Origin of the sequence: Terriglobus saanensis SP1PR4 (assembly GCF_000179915.2) — a bacterium.
Taxonomy (GTDB): domain Bacteria; phylum Acidobacteriota; class Terriglobia; order Terriglobales; family Acidobacteriaceae; genus Terriglobus; species Terriglobus saanensis.
Genome location: NC_014963.1, coordinates 4,632,138 through 4,648,425, shown reverse-complemented (window position 1 = coordinate 4,648,425; position 16,288 = coordinate 4,632,138). Strand labels below are relative to the sequence as shown.

Annotated in this window: 16 protein-coding genes; 11 read left to right on the top strand and 5 right to left on the bottom strand. The window is 58.9% G+C overall.

Annotated elements, in window-relative coordinates; translation table 11 throughout:
* Positions 1-15 precede the first annotated feature (15 nt).
* A complete protein-coding gene (locus ACIPR4_RS19250) occupies positions 16-699 on the top strand; it encodes a dienelactone hydrolase family protein (RefSeq protein ID WP_013570341.1) in 684 nt (227 codons plus the stop codon).
* 3 nt (positions 700-702) lie between these two features.
* On the top strand, positions 703-1,560 hold the full coding sequence (locus ACIPR4_RS19245; RefSeq protein ID WP_013570340.1) for a prephenate dehydrogenase: 858 nt from the start codon (positions 703-705) through the stop codon (positions 1,558-1,560).
* Here the strand turns inward: ACIPR4_RS19245 and ACIPR4_RS19240 are convergent.
* The gene (locus tag ACIPR4_RS19240; protein WP_013570339.1) at positions 1,557-3,137 is read right to left on the bottom strand and encodes a DHA2 family efflux MFS transporter permease subunit; all 1,581 of its coding nucleotides are present in this window, start codon (positions 3,135-3,137) and stop codon (positions 1,557-1,559) included. The two genes, ACIPR4_RS19245 and ACIPR4_RS19240, sit on opposite strands and share 4 nt — an antisense overlap.
* 38 nt (positions 3,138-3,175) lie before the next feature.
* On the opposite strand from ACIPR4_RS19240, the gene ACIPR4_RS21930 reads away from it, so the two are divergent.
* Positions 3,176-3,625, top strand: coding sequence for a MarR family winged helix-turn-helix transcriptional regulator (locus tag ACIPR4_RS21930; protein WP_013570338.1), 450 nt, complete (start codon positions 3,176-3,178; stop codon positions 3,623-3,625).
* Positions 3,626-3,695: 70 nt separating this feature from the next.
* On the top strand, positions 3,696-4,931 hold the full coding sequence (locus ACIPR4_RS19230) for a threonine ammonia-lyase (RefSeq protein ID WP_013570337.1): 1,236 nt from the start codon (positions 3,696-3,698) through the stop codon (positions 4,929-4,931).
* A gap of 70 nt (positions 4,932-5,001) precedes the next feature.
* On the opposite strand, the gene ACIPR4_RS19225 is transcribed toward ACIPR4_RS19230, so the two are convergent.
* Entirely contained in the window at positions 5,002-6,087 is a 1,086-nt protein-coding gene (locus ACIPR4_RS19225; RefSeq protein WP_013570336.1) for a hypothetical protein, read from the bottom strand.
* A gap of 229 nt (positions 6,088-6,316) precedes the next feature.
* Positions 6,317-9,025, bottom strand: coding sequence for a TonB-dependent receptor (locus ACIPR4_RS19220; protein ID WP_013570335.1), 2,709 nt, complete (start codon positions 9,023-9,025; stop codon positions 6,317-6,319).
* Between the two features lie 104 nt (positions 9,026-9,129).
* Between ACIPR4_RS19220 and ACIPR4_RS19215 the strand changes: the two genes are divergently transcribed.
* The 5 genes from ACIPR4_RS19215 (at position 9,130) to ACIPR4_RS19195 (ending at position 12,908) form a co-directional block, all read left to right on the top strand.
* On the top strand, positions 9,130-9,408 hold the full coding sequence (locus ACIPR4_RS19215; protein ID WP_041586204.1) for a hypothetical protein: 279 nt from the start codon (positions 9,130-9,132) through the stop codon (positions 9,406-9,408).
* A gap of 63 nt (positions 9,409-9,471) precedes the next feature.
* Entirely contained in the window at positions 9,472-10,365 is an 894-nt protein-coding gene (locus ACIPR4_RS19210) for an ABC transporter ATP-binding protein (protein ID WP_013570334.1), read from the top strand.
* On the top strand, positions 10,365-11,144 hold the full coding sequence (locus ACIPR4_RS19205) for an ABC transporter permease (RefSeq protein WP_013570333.1): 780 nt from the start codon (positions 10,365-10,367) through the stop codon (positions 11,142-11,144). Before ACIPR4_RS19210 ends, ACIPR4_RS19205 begins: the two co-directional genes overlap by 1 nt.
* Before the next feature lie 24 nt (positions 11,145-11,168).
* A complete protein-coding gene (locus ACIPR4_RS21925) occupies positions 11,169-12,236 on the top strand; it encodes a sensor histidine kinase (protein ID WP_013570332.1) in 1,068 nt (355 codons plus the stop codon).
* 60 nt (positions 12,237-12,296) lie between these two features.
* A complete protein-coding gene (locus ACIPR4_RS19195; RefSeq protein WP_013570331.1) occupies positions 12,297-12,908 on the top strand; it encodes a response regulator transcription factor in 612 nt (203 codons plus the stop codon).
* A 280-nt stretch (positions 12,909-13,188) separates the two neighbouring features.
* Here the strand turns inward: ACIPR4_RS19195 and ACIPR4_RS19190 are convergent, their stop codons facing one another.
* Entirely contained in the window at positions 13,189-14,010 is an 822-nt protein-coding gene (locus tag ACIPR4_RS19190; RefSeq protein WP_013570330.1) for a septal ring lytic transglycosylase RlpA family protein, read from the bottom strand.
* Position 14,011: 1 nt separating this feature from the next.
* Complete coding sequence (locus ACIPR4_RS19185) at positions 14,012-14,191, bottom strand: hypothetical protein (RefSeq protein WP_013570329.1); 180 nt, start codon at positions 14,189-14,191, stop codon at positions 14,012-14,014.
* A 225-nt stretch (positions 14,192-14,416) separates the two neighbouring features.
* Here ACIPR4_RS19185 and ACIPR4_RS21920 point away from each other — a divergent pair, with 225 nt between their 5' ends.
* Positions 14,417-15,190 carry a hypothetical protein gene (locus ACIPR4_RS21920; protein ID WP_049781036.1) on the top strand — a complete coding sequence of 258 codons (774 nt, stop codon included), beginning with the start codon at positions 14,417-14,419 and terminating at the stop codon, positions 15,188-15,190.
* Positions 15,191-15,375: 185 nt separating this feature from the next.
* Positions 15,376-16,239, top strand: a complete 864-nt coding sequence (locus ACIPR4_RS21915) for a hypothetical protein (RefSeq protein ID WP_222829244.1) — start codon at positions 15,376-15,378, stop codon at positions 16,237-16,239.
* Positions 16,240-16,288 lie beyond the last annotated feature (49 nt).

The window sequence follows — 16,288 nt, the reverse complement described above, 5'->3', positions numbered from 1 at the left end:
TTTAGGAGTAACAATATGTCCGAAGTCGTCGAACTGATCACAGAGGATAATCACGAACTCTCGGGTTACGTGGCACGGCCCGCCGGTGAAGTAAGAGGCGCGCTTGTCGTAGTGCAGGAGATCTTTGGTGTCAACGAGCATATCCGTTCGGTAACGGATGGCTATGCGCGCGAAGGCTATCTTTCGATTGCGCCCGCGATGTTCGACCGGTACGAACGCAACGTTGAACTTGGTTACGATGCAGCGGGCTGGAAGCACGCGAAGGAGCTTGCGTCGCAGATCAACTTAGACTTTGCGATGGCGGACGTGCAGGCAGCGATCGACTGGTTGGAGTCTGAGACCTCGAACGCAATTGGTGTTGTCGGTTTCTGCTTTGGCGGAACGGTGGCGTGGCTTTCCGCGTGCCGTCTGCCGAGCGTGCGTGCTGCTGTCGGCTACTACGGCGCAGCGGTGCCGAAGTTCCTCGACGAAAAGCCGCAGTGCCCCGTCATGCTGCACTACGGTCAGCTGGACGAGCATATTCCGCTTTCGATCGTGAATACGATTGAAGCGAAGCATCCGACGATCCCACTCTTCACGTATGAGGGTGCGGGCCATGCCTTCAATCGCGACGTCGATCCGACGGCTTACCATTCGGTTGCGGCGCATGAAGCGCGGCAGCGTACGCTGCGGTTCTTCCAGCAGCATCTGGCCTTTTAACTCGTGGACGCAACGCTTCAGGTCGAACACATTACCCTCATCGGCACCGGTCTGATCGGTGCTTCGGTGGGGCTGGCGTTGCGCGCCACAGGATTTACGGGAACGATTACAGGCATCGATGCGAGCGGCACAGAACTTGAAACCGCCGAGCGCATCGGTGCCATCACTGCAACGGCGCGCAATCCTGAAGCGCATGCTGCCGCGATTGCCGGTTCGCAGATCGTCGTTCTGGCTGTGCCGGTGTTGGCGATCCTCGATTGGATGGGGCGCATTCAGCCGCATCTCTCCGCCGATGCGATGGTGACTGATACGGGAAGCACCAAGGCGCAGATCGCCGCGCGTGGAGTATCACTGTTTCCGAAGCAGTTTCTTCCCGGCCATCCCATGGCTGGGAAAGAATCAGGCGGAGCTGCTCTCGCCGAGGCGAATTTATTTCAAAATGCGCCGTGGATCTTTACCCCTTTGCATGAACCGACTCCGTTGGAGACGACTTGGCGCGACCTCGTGGAGAAGTTTGGCGCGAAGCCGATCGACATCGATCCTGTGCGCCACGATGAGTTGTGCGCATGGGTCTCACATCTGCCGCAGATGGTCTCAACGGCGATGACGGCTGTGCTTGAGGACCAGATCGGCGACGATGAAGCGTTGCGCGCCATTGGTGGACGGGCTCTCCGTGAGATGACACGACTGGGAGCAAGCCCGTTCAGCATGTGGCGGGATGTTGCGATGACGAACCAGAAGCCGATTGCGGATACGCTGCTGGCGCTGGAGCAGCGGCTGCAGCATATGCGCGAGAATCTGCGAACGCCTGAGCTGCGCGAAGAGTTCCTGAAGGCGAACCGCTTCCGCGCGCGGAGCTAGTGTCCGCCCAAAGCTTCTGGATCGATCTTGGCTGTCTTGGGCGGCAGGCGCATGATCCATACAAGCGGTGACAGGAAAAATACGGTGACGGCCAGGACATAGAACGCGTTCTGGTAGGCGAGCATCGTCGCCTGCTGGATCATCCGTTGATAGACTTGCCCCATCGCGGCCTGGGCTGTGCCCGCGGTTCCACTGGCTACCGCCTGGAAACGGGCGACGAAAGCCTGATACGCGTAGCCGCCTGCGGAGATGTTGGAGGCGAGCTGCATCTGGTGGATCTGGGACTGGCGTGCTATGAACGTCGTCAGAAGTGCAGTGCCCGCGCTGCCGCCGATATTTCGCGCAAAGTTGGAGAGCGACGAGATCTGGTTACTTTTTTCGCGTGGCACGCCGACATAGTTGAGGGTGCTGATGGGGATGAAGATGAAGGGCAGGCCGACGACCTGCAACATGCGCCAGACCGTGACGGTATTAAAGCTGGTGGTCAGGTCGAGCCGCGTGAGGTTGTAGAGCCCCGCCGCCGTGGCGATGTATCCCAGCATCACCATCAGGCGAGGGTCTCCCTTGCCCAGCGTGCGACCGGCGACGAACATCATCACCATCATCACGAAGCCTGCAGGGGATAGCACCATGCCCGCACGTTCCGCAGTGTATCCCAGCATGCTCTGCAGATACTGCGGGATGAGCACCGTACTTCCGAAGAGCACCATGCCAAGGATGAGCTGGAGAAAGACAGCCGTACCAAAGTTACGGTTCTTCAGCAGCTTTAGATCCACGACAGGGTCCGGGTGGTGCCACTCCCACCACGCAAAGAAAGTGAGTAGCACCCCTGCGGAGATAGCGGCGGTACGGATCCAGGGATCGCTGAACCAGTCTTTTTGCTGTCCCTTGTCGAGTGTGTACTCGAGGAGGCCGACGCCAATCGCAACGCTGAAGAGGCCGACGAAGTCGATGGGGTCGCGCCGCTTGGTGCGCGCTGTGATCTCTGGCGGATCTTCCACCATGATGTTGCTGAGATAGAGCGAGAGCAGGCCAAAGGGCAGATTGATGAAGAAGATCCAGTGCCAGCTGAAGTTGTCCGTCAGCCATCCGCCCAGCGTGGGACCGATGGCCGGGGCGATGACGACAGCGGTGCCGTAGAGGGCAAAGGCCTGTCCGCGTTTCGAGATGTCGAAGGTGTCCGCGAGGATGGCCTGTTCGCTTGGAGCGAGACCACCACCACCCAACCCCTGCAGGATGCGCGCGACGATCAGTAGCGGAAGCGTGTTGGCCAGACCGCACAGCACGGAGCAGATGGTAAAGATGACGACGCAGGTCATGTAGAAGCGCTTGCGCCCGATGCGATTGGAGATCCAGCCGGAGATGGGCAGAATGATGGCGCTGGCGACGAGATAGCTGGTCAGGACCCATGTCGCTTCTTCCGAACTGGCACCCACCGAACCCGCGATGTGCGGGAGCGCCACGTTGGCGATGGAGGTGTCGAGCACCTCCATAAACGTCGCGATCGTCACCGTGAGCGCGATGAGCCACTGGTTATGTTTCGGTTTCCAGACGGGTTCTGTCAGGGTATTTGCCATATCAGATAGCTGATATAGAGTATCAGTAAGCTGATCTAATGGGTAAAGCAAAGACACAGACACGGGCAGAAGAGACGCGGCGATGCACGAAGGCCATGCGGTCGTTCCTTGTGGCGTATCGCGGACTGCTGGAAGAGGAGCTGCGCGATACGGATTTTTCCCTGGCGCAGCTACGGCTGCTGCATGCGGTAAGGCAGAAGTCGGGCGTCTCTGCCGCGGAGCTAAGCAGGATGTGCGAAGTCACACCGCAGACGGCCCAGACTTTGCTGACGCGGGCGCAACGGGAGAAGTGGATCCGGCGCGCGAAGTCCGCCACGAATGACCGCATTGTGACGACCGAACTGACGGCGAAGGGAGAGGCCCTGCTGGCGCGTGGCGAGGCCGCGGCAGCGCGTATCGGGGAGCGGTTGTGGGCAGGTATGAAGCTCAGCGAGATCCGCCAGATGAATGGATATATGGAGCGATGCCTCGCGAACGCGAAGGTCTAAAGCGCGTTCCTGTTGCAGAGTGAGAGTCCCACGAGTGGCAATCATGACGAAAGCCGCCTATCGTTAGAGGATGAGTTCTCAGGAGCAAGACCAGGCAGGCGTCACGCTTGCAAGCGTAGAGGCGGCGCGCGCGCGCATCGCTGGATCGATCTATTACTCGCCGTGCCCGCACTCGCAGATGCTCTCGGATCTGACGGGGCAGCAGGTGTATCTCAAGCTGGAAAACCTGCAGATGACCGGTGCGTTCAAGGAGCGTGGAGCGCTCAACCGTATTCTGACACTGACCGAGGCGCAGAAAAAAGGCGGCGTCATTGCCGCGAGTGCGGGAAACCACGCCCAAGGCGTGGCCTATCACGCGACGGCGCGGGGCATTGCCTCCACGATTGTGATGCCGGAAGCGACACCTCTGGTGAAAGTCACGGCGACGCGAAACTTTGGCGCGAACGTGATTCTGCATGGCGCGAATTACGATGCTGCGTATACCGAGGCGCGACGGCTCTGCGATGCGGAGGGGCTAACGTTCATTCATCCCTTCGACGATGCGGCCGTGATCAGCGGACAGGGAACGATCGGGCTGGAGTTGCTGGAGCAGGTGCCGCAGCTGGAAGCGATCGTGGTGCCCATCGGCGGTGGGGGATTGATCTCGGGCATCGCGTGCGCGGTGAAGGAGCGCAATCCGAAGATTCGCGTCGTGGGTGTGCAGACGGCGCGGCTGGCGTCGATGCAGGTCGCGATCCAGGCGGGTCATCCCGTGACGCTGGAGGCGGCGACGACGATTGCGGACGGCATCGCGGTGCGGCGTTCGGGAGACGTCACGTTTCCGCTGGTGCAAAAGTATGTCGACGAGATCGTAACCGTCGATGAGGATGAGATTGCGTCCGCAATTCTTGTTCTGCTGGAGCGCGAAAAGACGCTGGCCGAAGGCGCTGGCGCTACGGCGCTGGCTGCTTTACTGCAGAAGAAGACGAGCCTTCAAGGCGCGCACGTCGGCGTTCTGGTCTGCGGCGGCAACATCGATGTCACGCTGCTCTCGCGCATCATCGAGCGCGGTCTTGTGAAGGATGGCCGTCTGATCCGCCTGCGCATTCATCTTCTGGACAAGCCCGGCGCTCTTCAGGAGCTGACGCGGCTCATTGCGGCGCATCGTGTGAACATCGTGGACACGCTGTATAACCGCGCGTACTACGGTGTGAATCTCGGCGATACGACGATCGATATCACGATGGAGACACGCGGACAGGAGCAGATCGAACAGCTTCTTGCCGCTCTGGACGACGGTGGATACCGGCATAGCCGCGTGATCTGATCTCTCTGTAAGAAATAAATAAAAGAGCCGCCTCCGTTGCTGAGGCGGCTCTTTTCGTTCTGCGAAAGTTTTATTTCTTCGGCATCGAGACCAGGGTGACGGCGCCATCCGAGGGGATGATCTGCGTGGAGATGGCCTTGCCCTTGATCCAGTCCGGAGACTTCATCGTGAGGTTGGAGGAGGTGGCGGCGGTTTCGACAGTGGCCGTGGCAATCTTGTTCTTCTTGCCGAGGACGAAGTCCGCAGTGGAAGTACCGCTACCAAGCGCTGGCGTGAAGCTCACGGTGAACGCATGCTTTTCTTCATCATGGGGAATGTAGTGGACGCTGTTGATCTGCCAACCGGTGGGCGTTGTCGTTGCGGTGACGATCCGGCTGTACGTGCTCACAGCCGAGTCCTGATCGAGGATGGTGGCGTTGGCGCCGTCGAGCTTCTTGATGGTGAGGGTGCGCGTGCGACCCGCGTCATTGCTCAGCTTCCAGACGGCCCCGCTGGCGATGGTGTCGGGTGCGCTGTCGATCTTCCATGTCTGCTTACCGGGGACGAGGGAGACAGTAGTCGCGCTTATGGAATACGCCCCACGCCAAGCGACAAAGTAGGGCGGCTTAGAGATCTCGGTCCACATCTCGGCAGGAGAGACGGCTTTGCCGACGACGAGCGCGGTGCCGTCTCCCGCGACGGCACTCTGTTCGCGATAGGCAAGCACGGGAACGGGAATCTCGGCGAGCTTCGAAAGACCACCGCCCTGCTCCATCATCTCGGAGCCCTGGATGAAGCGCCACTCCAGCGGACTGTTGTCGTGGAGCACGGTGCGCAGGTTATATGTAGCGTCTTTACCCGCGTTTTCGGGGCGTTCGAAGAGGACCTTGGTGACATAGGCTTCATCGCCGGAGACGCGGTCCTGCGCGGCGATGGTCTCATCGCTGGCGTAGTGAATGCGCTTCTTCGTCGCTCGGTCGGTGAGGACGAGATCGTAGGTCTTCTGATCGACGTCGAACTCCAACATGGAGTATGGCGTTTCGGTTCCGGTGACGAACTGGACGAACTGCTCAGGCCAGTAGCGGTACGAGATCTGGACCGGGGTAATGGGTGGAGCGGGCTTCTGAGCTGAGGCTGTGAGTGCTGCAAGGAGGATCGTTGTGGCTAGGCTGCGCATGGTTTGCTCTCCGTTGAATCATGGTGGTGCGAATGTCTTTACCTTTGAAATCCGGTAGTGTTCGATGAGGGTTTCGCGTCCCTCAGTCTTCAATCTTTGTCATCCCGTAGCGTAGCGAAGGGATCTGCTTTTGCTTCTGGTGTTGGTTCCCCTGTAGATCCGGTTTGTGCGCTCCGCGCGACCCCACCCTTTCGCGATGAAACCGCGAAAGAATGGGGCACGGTTTTTCTTAGAAGCTGTAGCGGATGCCGGCCTCTACGCGGCGTCCGGGGTCGGCGAGGAGAGGTTTGTCGAAGAGCGGCGAGCCGATGACATTGCCTGCTGCGTTGACGTTCGTGTGATTCAAAAGATTCGCAGAACGCAGGTTGAAGGCGATGCTCTGCTGGTGGTCCTGTGCGGATTTGGAGTTGAGCACAAAGGTGCGGCTGAGGTTCGTGTCGAGATTGATCGTCCAGGAAAGTGTGCCGAGGTTGCGATTGACTGCGGTGCCAGTGGCCAGCGGACTATTCGGTGCGGTAAGCAGACCGAAGCGGGTAGCGTAGACGCCTGTGCCGGGGCCGGAGGCATAGTTGGGACGGTCGTTGAAGACGCCGTCGCCGTTGTTGTCCGCACCGGTGAGGATGTTATTTATGCCGCCGGAGGTCGCGTTGAACTGGTTCGAGAGCGCGAGCTTGTAAGGGAGGTTGATGTTATTGATCGCGAAGATGCGATGCGTATTCAACCACGTGGGACGCGCGAACTCGCCTGCGTCGGAGTAGGTGGACTGGGGCTGGGTGGAAGTGGTCTCCGCGTTGGAGCGAAGATCCAGGCGCAGGTAGCCGAGGAAGATCTGCAGGCGCTTGAGAGAGTGCTGATCGAGACCGAGGAAGGTGACAGTCCCCTTCATTACTCCGCTCTGCTGATACTGATAGATGTTCTGATCGGCGCCGAAGGGACGTGGCCCGGTGGGCGAACCATTGATGGGCGCGTTGATATTGCGAATGCGTGTCATATCCCATCCACGGACAAAGTATTCGTTGGCCTGGAAGTTCCAGTGGCGGGGAAACTCATACTCCACGGCAACGTGGCTCTGCACGGAGGGTGCCTGGGACATGTGCTGCGGAATCGTGTAGCGGGTGGAGATCAACGCACCCGCTTGACCCGAGGTAGGGTTGCCATACGTTGCGTTGTAAAAGGTGGCGGGAGTCTGGCGTATGCCATCCAGGCGAATGATCTGCGTGGGCACATCCGTCCGGTAGGGACTGGCGAAGAGGCCTATGCGACCGCGCAGGACGAGCTTCTGCTTCTTGTCCGGCGACCAGGACATACCAACGCGCGGGCTTAGGGAGTTCCATGTGCTGGGGTCGTTCTGAATAGCGTAGCGCAGGCCAAGTGCGAGTTGAAAGCGGTTCGTCACCTTCCACTGGTCCTGCAGATAGATGGCCGAGCGCACCTGTGTGAAGTTGACGATGGGAGAACCTGTGGTGACGGTGTAGATGGTGGCAGCGCCGCCCTGGTAGCCGAGGAGAGCGCGGCGATACTGTTCGAGACCGGTGATCTGCACGGGCGTTGTGCTGGTGGGGTTGCCGTTGGCGTCGAGCGGCAGCGCCGTTCCTCCGCCAAAGGTGTAGCTTCCGTTGAAGCCGGAGGGCATGCTGTTGCGATCGAAGAAGACGAAGGAGATGATGCCCGCTTTGAAGCTGTGTTTGCCGCGTGAGTAGAGGACATCGTCGTTGACTTCGAGATTGTTTTCCGTCAGGCGACTCGGGCCCGCGGGAGCGCCTCCGCCGGTGAAAGCGCCCGCGACGTTGAGCGCGGGGGCCGTGGAGTTCGGCGTGTTGGTGGTGGTGCCGAAGTTGAAGGCGATGCGGCCTTCGTGCACCATGCGCGGTGAAAGGGTGGAGACGAGCGTGGCACGGATGGAGTGATCGGAGCGCTGATTGTCGTATCCGGCCTCCTGCAGAACGGTACCGCCGGCATTCACATTTTCAAAGTGATTGACGTTGGCGGAGTAGCTGAAGGTGGAGAGGTTCTGCTTGTTCCACTGCACGCCGGAGCGCGCGGAGGCGATCCAGAGATGCTGCGCCGTGGGGACGTTATAGATCGTCGTGGCGATGTTCTTGTTCGCGTCGAGCGTGACGGCGTTGACGACGCCAAAGGTATCGATATCGCGCTTTTCCAGGTTAAGCGATAGGTCAAACTTGTTGGGCTTGATCGGCATGGAGAGATCGAAGCCATAACGGTGCTTGCCCAGTGGCGCCTTCGACGTGGCGAAGGGGTCGCTGGCATTCATGAAGGGCTGCGAGAACGTGGTAAAAAATGAGCCGTGGATGCGCCCTGCGGCGGGCTTCGTGAAGATCTCGATGCGTCCGCCTTCATAAGGAGGACTGCCGTACTCCGAAGAGAAGAGATCGGGGTTGATGCGGATGAAGGCGATGGAGCCTTTGGGGGGCATCGCAGCCGCGCCCTGGAACCCATCGACAGAGATGGTCGCGTTGCCGGGGTTGCCGCCGCCGGCTGCAGCGAGTACTTGTAGTTCGCGCTTGAAGTCGTCGGGATCATCGGCCAAGCCAGCGAGATCGGTTTTGCTCAGTGTCTTGGAGCCGCCCGTCTCCTGGTTATTAAGGCCGGACTCGGTATTCTCGCCGACTTCCATGGACTGGTCGACCTCAGCAAGGCGCAGAGCGATGTCGAGCGTCGTGGCGCGACCGGTAAGTGTGACGTCGGAAGGCGCGAAGTCGTCGGCAACGATGTGTAGATGATGATTGCCGGGAGTGAGGCACGGCAGAGTGTAGCGGCCCTCATCATCAGCGGGTCTCATCGCCACATCATCGAGCGTAAGTGCGGCGCCGGGAATGGCTCCTCCGTTTCCATCGCGCACAGTGCCAGTAAGGTGTGCGCAGTTTTGCGCGGATGCGGCGGCAGAGAAGAGAAGGAATGCAATGGCTAATTTGTTCATGGTGGCCTTTTGGACTGCGTGATGGTTTGGAAGTTTCACGGCGGTGTCCTTATTTCCTAAGAATGCGGAACAGTGGCGGAGCACAACAGTGGAAAATGTCAGGAATGGAAGATGACATTCGTCATGTACGCAGAGTTTTGTTTCTCGGTTCCATCATTTGTGGACGAAAAGCGAAGTTGATTTGGGAGATATCTGATTTACATGGCGCGACTGATATTGCCTCTCTTTGTCATCCCGTAGCGAAGCGAAGGGATCCGCTTTCTTTTGCTTTCCGGACAGATCCGGTTTGTGCGCTCCGCGCGACCCCACCCTTTCGCGATGAAGCTGCGAAAGAATGGGGCACAAAGGCGGAAAGCCTGACAAATGTCATGCGCGATCCGTGACGAAATGCACTGTCATGCGCGAAACGCTAGTGGGAAGATAAAAACGCTGGATGGAGGTTCGCGATGCAGGATGTGGCGGCGGAGCTGGTGGGTGTAACCCAGAGATACGGACAACATGTAGCGTTGCGGGATGTCTCGCTAACGTTGCGGCGCGGAGAGGTTGTCGCCCTGCTGGGACCGAATGGGGCGGGTAAAACAACAGCTGTCAAGTTACTCCTGGGCTTGTTACAACCAACGACAGGTGTGGCGAAAGTCTTTGGAGCTTCGCCCAAAGTAGCGCAGACGCGCATGCGTATGGGCGCGATGTTACAGGTCTCCAAGGTGCCGGATACAGTCAAAGCGCGCGAGTATGTCGAGTTATTCCGTTGTTACTATCCGAAGCCGATGGCCTACGACGAGATAGTCCAGCGCGCCGGCCTGAAGGGGATTGAGAACAAGTTACTCGGTTCGCTCAGCGGCGGACAGAGGCAGAGAGTCTTATTCGGTCTGGCGATGTGCGGCGATCCGGATCTTATCTTTCTGGATGAGCCCACGCTGGGCATGGACATCGAGGCGCGCCATGCAGTGTGGGCTGAGGTCCGCCGCATGCGCGATGCGGGCAAGACGGTTCTGTTGACGACGCACTATCTCGAAGAGGCGGATTCGCTCGCGGACAGGATCGTGGTGATTCGGACAGGCGAGATTGTGGCCGAGGGAACGCCGCGCGAGATCAAAGGAAATGTAGCTGGACGCAAAATCAAGTGCGTGACACGGTTGAGCGTAGCCGAGTTGAAGCGATGGCCCGCTGTGACCGAAGCCGAGATGCACGACACCGTAACCGTGGTAACGACGCTGGCGGCCGAAGAGGTGTTGCGGCGGATGCTCGCGGAAGATGCGAGCCTGAGTGGACTTGAGGTCTCAAGTCCCGCACTGGAAGATGCGTTCCTGGCTTTGACGGCTGAGAAGGAGGTGCTGTGATGGCAAGTGCTGCGACGATTTTCGGGATGGAAACGAAGGTGGAGTTTCTACGGCTGGCGCGTGCAAAGTCTTTTTCGCTCGCGACGATCGGTTTCCCCGTGATGTTTTACCTGCTCTTCGGGATCGTTAACTCGCATGGCCTGGGTGGCGAACAGGTGGCGCGCTATCTGCTCGCGACGTATACGGTCTTCGGCCTGGTGGGGTGCTCGCTGTTTGGGGTCAGCGTAACGCTGGCGAGTGAACGGACCCTGGGATGGCTGGAGCTAAAACAGGCGAGCCCGATGCCAGCTTGGACTTATCTCTGTGCGAAGCTCCTGACGGCGATGGCATTTGGATTGATCATCTTTGCGATTCTGCTGACACTCGGCAAGACGATGGGCGGAGTCGTGCTGACGGGAACGCAGGTCTTTCATATGGCGCTGGCGGTGATGGGCGGCGTGGTGCCATTTGCGTCGCTGGGGCTGTTGCTGGCGATGATCATCCCGCCGAACTCAGCTACGGGCGTGGTCAACCTGATCTATCTGCCCATGAGTTTCCTGAGCGGGTTGTGGATGCCGCTGAAGAATCTTCCGACGGGTCTGCAGAAGCTTGCACCAATGTGGCCGACGTATCACCTGGCGCGGGTAGAGTTGTTTGCAGCGGGTTCGCCGTTGAAGAACTACGACGGTCTACCGGGTAGCGATAGCATTCTTATGCACTGGGTCTGGCTCGCAGCGTTTAGTGTGGTGACACTGGTGTTGGCGGCGGTGATGTTCCGGCGGAACGCGGCGAAAGGGTAGTCGATGGTAGGGAGTGAGTGCGACATGGAGAAGAAAAAGAAAGGCGGATTATTCCAGCGTCATCTGGCGCTGGCTTACACGCTGTTCTTTTTCATCGATCCAATTGAGCGGCATTCTGTGACGCACTGGATGTGGTTTGCGCTCGTGTATGTGCTGTTTCTTGCGCTGTATGTTGCGGTGCCGTTTGTGCGCGGGCACGTGCGGATCGCGGTGCTCGTGGCACTGTTTATTCTGCCGTTTTTGTATGTGCCCTTCAGCGAGAGCGCCTCGGGTATGTTCTGTTTTTCGCTGGCGTCCTTGCCCTTCATCATGAAAGACGCAAATGCGGTGATCAGGATTCTGCTGCTGCAGGTGGCCCTGATTGTCAGTGAGGGGCTTGTGCTGGGCCTGTCCCCGTGGAACTTTGGCGTGGGTACATTTTTCACGGTGATCGTGACTCTGACAAATCTGCACTTCGCGCAGAAGGCAGAAGCGGATCGCAAGCTGCTGATGGCGCAGAGCGAAGTGGAGCGTCTGGCGAAGACGGCGGAGCGGGAACGCATCGCGCGCGATCTGCACGATGTCCTCGGGCATACGCTCACGCTGGTCGTGCTGAAGTCGCAGGTTGCAGAGCGCTTGATTGCGACAGATCCCGAGAAGGCCACAGAGGAAGTTCGACAGATTCAGACCTCCGCGCGTCAGGCTTTGGCGGAGGTACGCGAGGCCGTGCTCGGCTTCCGTTCGCATGGGCTGGCAGCGGAGTTGGAGAAGGCCGAAGATGTCTTGCGTTCCGCGGGCATTGCCTGCGAGCAGGGAATGGATCCCGTGACGCTCCCGACTCTGCTCTCGCGTGAACAGGAGATGGCTTTAACGCTCGGTGTACGTGAGGCCGTGACCAATGTCGTGCGGCACTCGCATGCTTCGCAGTGTTCGCTCCGCGTGGACGTTGCGGGCAAGACGGTGCGGATGATCGTGTCGGATGATGGTGTGGGTGGTGATGGTCATGGCGGATTTGGTCTGAAGGGCATGCGCGAGCGAGTAGAGATGCTGGGCGGGAAGTTGCTGCTGGATGGCGCGAGTGGTATGCGTCTCGTTGTGGAGATGCCGCTTTGAAGCGAGTCAGTAGTCATCGAGTTAGCAAGTCGGCTTGGTTGAGTAGACAGCGAGGGTTCAGTGCCTAAGATTTGTGTGATGTTGGTGGAAGACCAGGGTATGGTACGTGGGGCTCTGGCTTCGTTGCTGAATGCAGAGGCGGATATCGAGGTGCATCTGCAGGCGGCGAATGGCCGTGAGGCTCTGCGCATGATGCTGAAGGAGCCGCCCGATGTGCTGGTGACCGATATCGAGATGCCGGAGATGACGGGGCTGGAGCTTGCCGCGGCGGTACGCGAAGCGGGATTGAAGACGCGCGTGGTGATGCTGACGACGTTTGCGCGCGCAGGCTATCTGCGGCGTGCGATGGAGAGCGGTGTCCTCGGCTATCTGCTAAAGGATAGACCGGCGGCTGAGTTGGCGGACGCGGTGAGGCGTGTGCATCGCGGTCTGCGCGTGATCGATCCGGATCTTGCCGCGGAGGCCTGGGGGAGCGAGGTGGATCCGCTGACAGAGCGGGAGCGGCAGATTCTCCTGCGCGCGGGCGAGGGGCGGACGACGGCAGAGGTGGCTCGGGAGTTGGGATTGAGTGAGGGGACCGTACGGAATTATCTCTCCGAGGCGATGAGTAAGCTGGGTGCGGTGAACCGGATCGATGCGGCAAGGATGGCTCGGGCCAAGGGGTGGCTGTAGCTGTAGGATTTGTGCCCCATTCTTTCGCAGCTTCATCGCGAAAGGGTGGGGTCGCGCGGAGCGCACAAACAGATTCCTTAGGAAACTCAAAGCCGGGTGCCCCATACATCGCGTTCTTTGCGATGTGTGGGTATGCGCAAAGCGCATCGTTCGCTCGAAGAGCGACCAACTTACCCCACCCTTTCGCAAAGAGCGCGAAAGAATGGGGCACAAATTAGCGGTGCAGCCCAGTATTTGTCATCCGTAGCGTAGCGAAGGGATCTGTTTCTCCGAAGAACCTCTAATCCAGGCGAACGATGTAGGCTTGCGCGTCGGGTTCGGCGGTGCGGATGTTGTCGGCAATCTGGGTGGCATGGGCGCGGTCGTTCAGTGCAGGATTGATGCGCACCCAGTGGCCGGTGGGTCCCGGAAATTCGATGACCTTGGCCGTCTCGTAACGACGAAGAAGATCGGACTTCAACTTATTGGCATTGCCTTCGTTCTGAAAGGCGCCCACCTGCACGCACCACTTTCCGCCGGTAAGCGGACGCTGTGCGGCGAAGACTTCGACACGGACTTTTGCCACGCCCATTCGGTAGAGACCAGTCTCTTTCGCGGCAGCCAGGGATAAGTCGATGATCCGTCCCTGTACGAAGGGGCCTCGGTCGGTGATCTTCACCGTGACGCTTTGATTGGTAGAAAGGTTCGTCACGCGCACGATGGTGCCCATGGGCAGTGTGCGGTGCGCGGCCGTCATGGCGTTCTGGTCGTAGATCTCGCCGTTGGCTCCGGTGCGGTTATGGTACGGCGGCCCATACCAGCTAGCCAGGCCGGTCTCGGAAGAGGAGACGCTGTTGTTGTCTACGTGCGGTTGTGGAGCGTGGCCGCTGGGGTTCGAATCTTCCGAAGGATCGTGAAGGATGACGGGAGGCACAGGGCGTCGTGCGACCGTGGGATAGCGTTGACTCGTGATCGGTGGTGGCGGTGGACGACGAGCGACATGCTGCTGCTTTTTATGGCAGCCGGAGAGTACAAGGGTGAGCGAAAGCAAAACTGCGATGCGGGGCAGCGACGGTGCCAAAGGGCACCGGTTTGCAAAGTCGGTCTTCGCCCGCAAAAACAACTTAATGCTTCTCCATCTTTTCCGCCAGGATCCGAAGTTGCTCTGCGGCGGACTTGAGCGCAGCGCTGGAGGAGCGACGGACGTCCGGCACGACTTCATCATTCATGTACTGAATAAGACGTTTGACTTCCTCTTCGGCTTTGGCAGCGGTGTCGTGAATCTGCTCTTTCCAATCGGACATAGGCTTCCTCAAGATACTTCCCTATCAATTAGAGGGGTGTGGAAGGTGGGTCGGCAAGATGAAATGCTTCGTCGTGTCGAAATGGTTAACTTGGGACACAGCTTGTTGATCGGATAAGGGAGCCCAAAAGAGTGGTGCAACTTGTGGATGCCTGCTTGCTTCTAAGGGAGAGGTTGACGCATACGGGTCTTGTACGGGCGAACCGGAGGCACTACTCTATTGCGCATGTCCCTAAAAACTTACTTCACCTTCGGCGCAGCTTTGATTGTGGCTGGATCTGCTTTCGGGCAGCAACTGGCTCTTCGATCCGCTAACGACGCCCTGCTTCCGGAAGCTCCGAGTTCGTCGGTGTCGGCTGCCGAAGGTACTGGAGTCGATCTTTCCTCGCCACTGGGAACGCCGCAATCCTCCGCGACCTACAACCAGCCTGCGAAGGTGAGCAAGTACACCACGATTGTGGATCCGGGGCAGAGCGTGGAACGTCTGTCAGGCATGCAGAAGCTGGCATACTCCTTCCGCGAACAGGCGTCCATCAATTCATTAATTGGAGCGACGTTCTCGGCGGGGCTCTCTCACGGGCTGGACTCCTCGCCCCACTATGGTCATAACAAAGAGGCCTTTGCCCAGCGATTCGGCGCAGCCTATGCTCGTCAGACCACGCAGGCTGTGATGACGGATGGAGTCTTCTCTCCTCTCTTTCACGATGATCCTCGTTATTACGTGCTGGGAAATCAGCACAAGTTCTTTGCGCGCGTCTTCTATGCGGCAACGCGTGTGGTAGTGGTGCGGTCCGATGAAGGAAACAATCGCTTCAATGCCCCTCTGATCGCGGGATATGCGGTGGCTGCGGGCGTGAATAACGCCTATTACCCGCCGTTTGACCGAGGCGCCAAGGAGACGGGAATCAACTTCCTGACCTCCCTGGGCGGCGCGGTTTTAAGCTTCGAAGTCAGCGAGTTTTACCACGACGCTCTGCGTGCGGTTCATCTGAAGCACTAAAGCCCTTTCCATCATACGTAACGTGGTTCTTTGCGCCGCGTGCGTAACTCTTCTGCGAATTGAGCGTCTCTAAAAATATGGTTCTAGACCGCACCACTACAGCAGCGGGGCGCTCGCGCAGGTATGTGTATGTGGCGGTCTTATGTCTCACGCCGCGATGGTGCTGTGTGGTTTTGGCGCAGGATGTGAAAAGCCCTTCTCCCGCCGTGATTCCACAGCCGACTGCCCCCGCAATAGAACGGCCCACGGGCGGCGGCCAGGTGATGGGGGTCGAACCCATCCCGCTGATCCCCATCTTTCCAGACGCTCCCTCGACCGTCTGGCAGTCGGTGCAGGTCACTGCAACACCGATGCCTCCGTTGATCCCGGTGGCGATGCGGTTGACTCCCTGTCCAGGAGGAGGCATAGGCTGCAGTCCAACCAGTCCACGGCAGTTGATCCTGAACTCACGTTTTCCCGATCCGGTACTAAGCCCATCGCAGAAATTGGAGCTTGCCGGACGAAATTTTATTGATCCCTTTAATCTGGCGGTCATTGGACTTTCGTCTGGAATTGCCGTGGCGGCGGATTCCCGGAGCGCTTATGGTCCAGGAATGGCCGGATTTGGGCGCAACGTCGGCGTGGCGCTGACCGGCGATCTAACGGGAAATTTCTTTGGGGTCTTTGCCATTCCCGCCCTCACGCACCAGGACCCCCGCTATCACCGTATGCCGGAAGGAACTGTCACGCGGCGTATCGTGCATGCGTTGTCGCGAACCATCATCGCCCAGGGAGATCACGGCGAGACGATGCCGAACTATTCCACTCTACTGACGTATCCGATTGCCATTGAGATTGGCAATCTGTACGTGCCAGGGGTTCAGAGCGATGCGAAGTCGACCGGCAGACGTGTGATGTTGAGCTATGCAACGGATCCGATCAGCAATCTGATCTCAGAATTTTTGCCGGACGTGGCTCGGCGAATTCATATACGCAGTGTCTTTTTTCAACAGATCCTGACCAAGATCGCGCTCCAGCCGACGACTTCCCAGGAAGCAGCGACTCCTTAAAACGGTTCCCTGCGAAGTCACTCCATTCAGGTTGCAGGAATCCCCATTC

Coding starts and splice junctions, on each gene's coding strand:
- ACIPR4_RS19210 (WP_013570334.1), top strand. CDS start 9,472: ATGCAGGATGTGGCGGCGGAGCTGGTGGGTGTAACCCAGAGATACGGA.
- ACIPR4_RS19215 (WP_041586204.1), top strand. CDS start 9,130: ATGGAAGATGACATTCGTCATGTACGCAGAGTTTTGTTTCTCGGTTCC.
- ACIPR4_RS19250 (WP_013570341.1), top strand. CDS start 16: ATGTCCGAAGTCGTCGAACTGATCACAGAGGATAATCACGAACTCTCG.
- ACIPR4_RS19205 (WP_013570333.1), top strand. CDS start 10,365: ATGGCAAGTGCTGCGACGATTTTCGGGATGGAAACGAAGGTGGAGTTT.
- ACIPR4_RS19220 (WP_013570335.1), bottom strand. CDS start 9,025: ATGAACAAATTAGCCATTGCATTCCTTCTCTTCTCTGCCGCCGCATCC.
- ACIPR4_RS19240 (WP_013570339.1), bottom strand. CDS start 3,137: ATGGCAAATACCCTGACAGAACCCGTCTGGAAACCGAAACATAACCAG.
- ACIPR4_RS21920 (WP_049781036.1), top strand. CDS start 14,417: ATGTCCCTAAAAACTTACTTCACCTTCGGCGCAGCTTTGATTGTGGCT.
- ACIPR4_RS21925 (WP_013570332.1), top strand. CDS start 11,169: ATGGAGAAGAAAAAGAAAGGCGGATTATTCCAGCGTCATCTGGCGCTG.
- ACIPR4_RS19225 (WP_013570336.1), bottom strand. CDS start 6,087: ATGCGCAGCCTAGCCACAACGATCCTCCTTGCAGCACTCACAGCCTCA.
- ACIPR4_RS19185 (WP_013570329.1), bottom strand. CDS start 14,191: ATGTCCGATTGGAAAGAGCAGATTCACGACACCGCTGCCAAAGCCGAA.
- ACIPR4_RS19230 (WP_013570337.1), top strand. CDS start 3,696: ATGAGTTCTCAGGAGCAAGACCAGGCAGGCGTCACGCTTGCAAGCGTA.
- ACIPR4_RS21930 (WP_013570338.1), top strand. CDS start 3,176: ATGGGTAAAGCAAAGACACAGACACGGGCAGAAGAGACGCGGCGATGC.